The organism is Intrasporangium chromatireducens Q5-1 (assembly GCF_000576575.1).
Taxonomy (GTDB): Bacteria; Actinomycetota; Actinomycetes; order Actinomycetales; family Dermatophilaceae; genus Intrasporangium_A; species Intrasporangium_A chromatireducens.
This window is the reverse complement of the sequence record NZ_AWQS01000392.1, coordinates 1-2,422: the sequence shown is the minus strand read 5'-3', so window position 1 is coordinate 2,422 and position 2,422 is coordinate 1. Positions and strand designations below refer to the sequence as shown.

The window sequence follows — 2,422 nt, the reverse complement described above, 5'->3', positions numbered from 1 at the left end:
GGCCACCAACCGACGAGCGTCGCGGGCAGGGACCTACTGCTCGGCGTCGGGGCAGCGGGCGTAGTCGTCCTCGAGCCGCTCGATGTCCGCCTCGTCGAAGTGCCCGAACGCCACCTCGAGCAGCCGCCCGGGTCGGTCACCGGAGTTGCCCATCCGGTGCAGGGCGTTGCGGGGAACCCACACCGTCTCGCCCGGCTCGGCCACCCAGTGCCGGTCGTCGACCGTGATGTCGATCGGCACGTCGAGCACCTGCCACATCTCGCCGCGGTGGTCGTGCTTCTGGAGCGAGAGCCGGTGGCCGGGCTGGACCGTGATGATCTTGACCGTCACCTGCTCGTTCGAGACGAACTGCTGGAACGTGCCCCACGGCCGCTCGGCCACGAAGATGTCGTCGGCGGGATTACGGTCGCCGAGATCGTAGTCGTCCGGGTAGTGCCGCGGTGTCGACTCGTGGTCATGCTCCGGAGGTGCGCTCACCGATGCGTGCGGTCGGTCCGACATTGCTCCCCCTCGTTGAGATCGTCACGGTGCACTGGCGGGCACCATGCCGTGGCGCCACCGAGCGGCGGCCGCTGTGGCGTGGCCGTCACCACGGCCTGTTCTGCCCCGAGCCGATGCCCCGCACATGGCGGAGCGCGGGCCGGACGTCGGCGAGGTAGACCGCAGCGCCGACGAAGGCAATGATGCCGGGCAGTGAGATGACGTTGAAGACGGTGACGACGCCGAAGAGCAGGGCGACGCCGGTCACGATGAGCCAGAAGGTGCGGGTCCGCTTGCCGGCCGCGGCGTAGGCGGCCTCAGGGTGGCGCAGCGCGTCGACGAAGGCAAAGAGCTCGCAGCCCAGGGCAGCCACTCCCAGCACCGTGAGCACCAGGGACTGGAACCCATAGAACAGCGACATGCCCACAGCCTAACTGCCCACCCTTCGGGGCCGAGCTGTTCAGAGGTCCTTCGCGGTCACGTCATGGTCACGTCTCGACGAGCACGGTGAAGGGACCGTCGTTCGTGGAGGTGACGGCCATCATCGCACCGAACCTCCCGGTGGCGACCTCGAGCCCGCGAGCCCGCAGCGCCGCGACCAGCTGGTCGATGACCGGCTCGGCGACCGGCCCCGGCGCCGCCGCGCTCCAGGACGGCCGACGGCCCTTGCGCGTGTCGCCGTGCAGGGTGAACTGGCTGACGACGAGCACCGGCGCGCCTGCCTCGATCACGCTCGCCTCGTCACGGAGGATGCGCAGCTCAGCGATCTTGCGCGCCATGCGTTCGACCTGCGGCGGCCCGTCATCACGGGCGACCCCGACGAGGGCGAGCAGCCCGTCCCGCGAGATCTCACCGACCACCTCACCGTCGACCTCGACCTTGGCGCAGGTCACCCGCTGCAGGACGGCACGCATCGGTCAGATGCCGACTGCCGTCACGGAGCCGACCGGTTGGCCGTGCCCGAGGACGGGCTGGTGCTCGAGAGCGGCCAGCGCCTCCGGCTCGGTGACACCGACCCGGCGCAGGACCGCGGCGAGGACCGGCCCCCGCGCCCGCGAGCCGCCGTCGGCGATCTTGACCGCCACGCCCCGACCATCAGCGAGCCCGACGGCATACACCGACTCGGCCCCGTCCTTGGCGACCAGGCCCGGCACCGCGGCGATGAGCTTCGTGACGTCCCGGCCGGTCCCGCCGAGATACTCCGGATGCTCGCGGATCGCCCGCGCGACCTTCGCCTCGGGCCCGGTCGTCGCGCTGGCCAGCCGGCCGAAGGCGCGGGCCAGCCCGACGAGCGGCACCGCGTGGATCGGCGCGCCGCAGCCGTCGACGGCGATCGCGCTGACCGGACCGCCGGTGAGGTCGAGGACGGTAGCGGTGATCGCCTGCTGGAGGGGATGCTCCGGGTCGCGGTAGGTGGCCGTGTCCCAGCCCGCGGCGACGCACGCGGCGAGCATGGACGCGTGCTTGCCGGAGCAGTTCTGCGCAATGGACTGCTTGGGATGGCCGGCCGCGATCCACGCCAGTCGGGCCTGGTCGCCGAGGGGGTAGTCGGGCGTGTTCTGCAGGTCACCCTTGCCGAGCCCGGCACCGCCGAGAATCTCCCGCGCGGCAACGAGGTGGAAGTCCTCACCCGAGTGGCTCGAGCACGCGAGGGCAAGCAGTCGCCCGTCGGTGGCCAGCCCGGCCCGGACCATGGCGACGGCCTGGATCGGCTTGCTCGACGAGCGCGGGAAGACGGCACCGCTGCTGTCCCCGAGCTCCAGCAGCACCTCCCCGTCGGGAGCCGTGACGACGGCCGCGCCACGGTGCACGGACTCGACGAAGCCGCCGCGCACGACGTGGGCGAGCACGGGAGCCGCCGTCAAAGTGGCGGAGATGGGCTGATCAGACACGCCCCGCAGTATGCCGCAGGGCCGCCACCCGCTCCCGGGTGGCGGCCCTG

The 2,422-nt window shown here is 71.9% G+C and carries 4 protein-coding genes; all 4 read right to left on the bottom strand.

Translation table 11 applies throughout. The annotated features are described in order from the left end of the window. Nucleotides 1-33: 33 nt before the first annotated feature. The 4 genes from N864_RS21485 to N864_RS21470 all read right to left on the bottom strand — a co-directional run bounded on the left by N864_RS21485 (nucleotide 34) and on the right by N864_RS21470 (nucleotide 2,372). The gene (locus tag N864_RS21485; protein ID WP_338033666.1) at nucleotides 34-477 is read right to left on the bottom strand and encodes a phosphomannose isomerase type II C-terminal cupin domain; all 444 of its coding nucleotides are present in this window, start codon (nucleotides 475-477) and stop codon (nucleotides 34-36) included. Between the two features lie 109 nt (nucleotides 478-586). Beyond that, nucleotides 587-901 carry a DUF2516 family protein gene (locus N864_RS21480; RefSeq protein ID WP_034722250.1) on the bottom strand — a complete coding sequence of 105 codons (315 nt, stop codon included), beginning with the start codon at nucleotides 899-901 and terminating at the stop codon, nucleotides 587-589. A gap of 67 nt (nucleotides 902-968) precedes the next feature. After that, a complete protein-coding gene (gene dtd, locus N864_RS21475; RefSeq protein WP_034722241.1) occupies nucleotides 969-1,394 on the bottom strand; it encodes a D-aminoacyl-tRNA deacylase in 426 nt (141 codons plus the stop codon). Nucleotides 1,395-1,397: 3 nt separating this feature from the next. Beyond that, nucleotides 1,398-2,372: an asparaginase gene (locus tag N864_RS21470; RefSeq protein WP_051518904.1), complete on the bottom strand. Its 975-nt coding sequence runs from the start codon at nucleotides 2,370-2,372 to the stop codon at nucleotides 1,398-1,400. Nucleotides 2,373-2,422: the final 50 nt, after the last annotated feature.

Bases quoted from the DNA above. Each gene is read 5' to 3' on its own strand.
- N864_RS21480 (WP_034722250.1), bottom strand. From the start codon at position 901: ATGTCGCTGTTCTATGGGTTCCAGTCCCTGGTGCTCACGGTGCTGGGA.
- dtd (WP_034722241.1), bottom strand. From the start codon at position 1,394: ATGCGTGCCGTCCTGCAGCGGGTGACCTGCGCCAAGGTCGAGGTCGAC.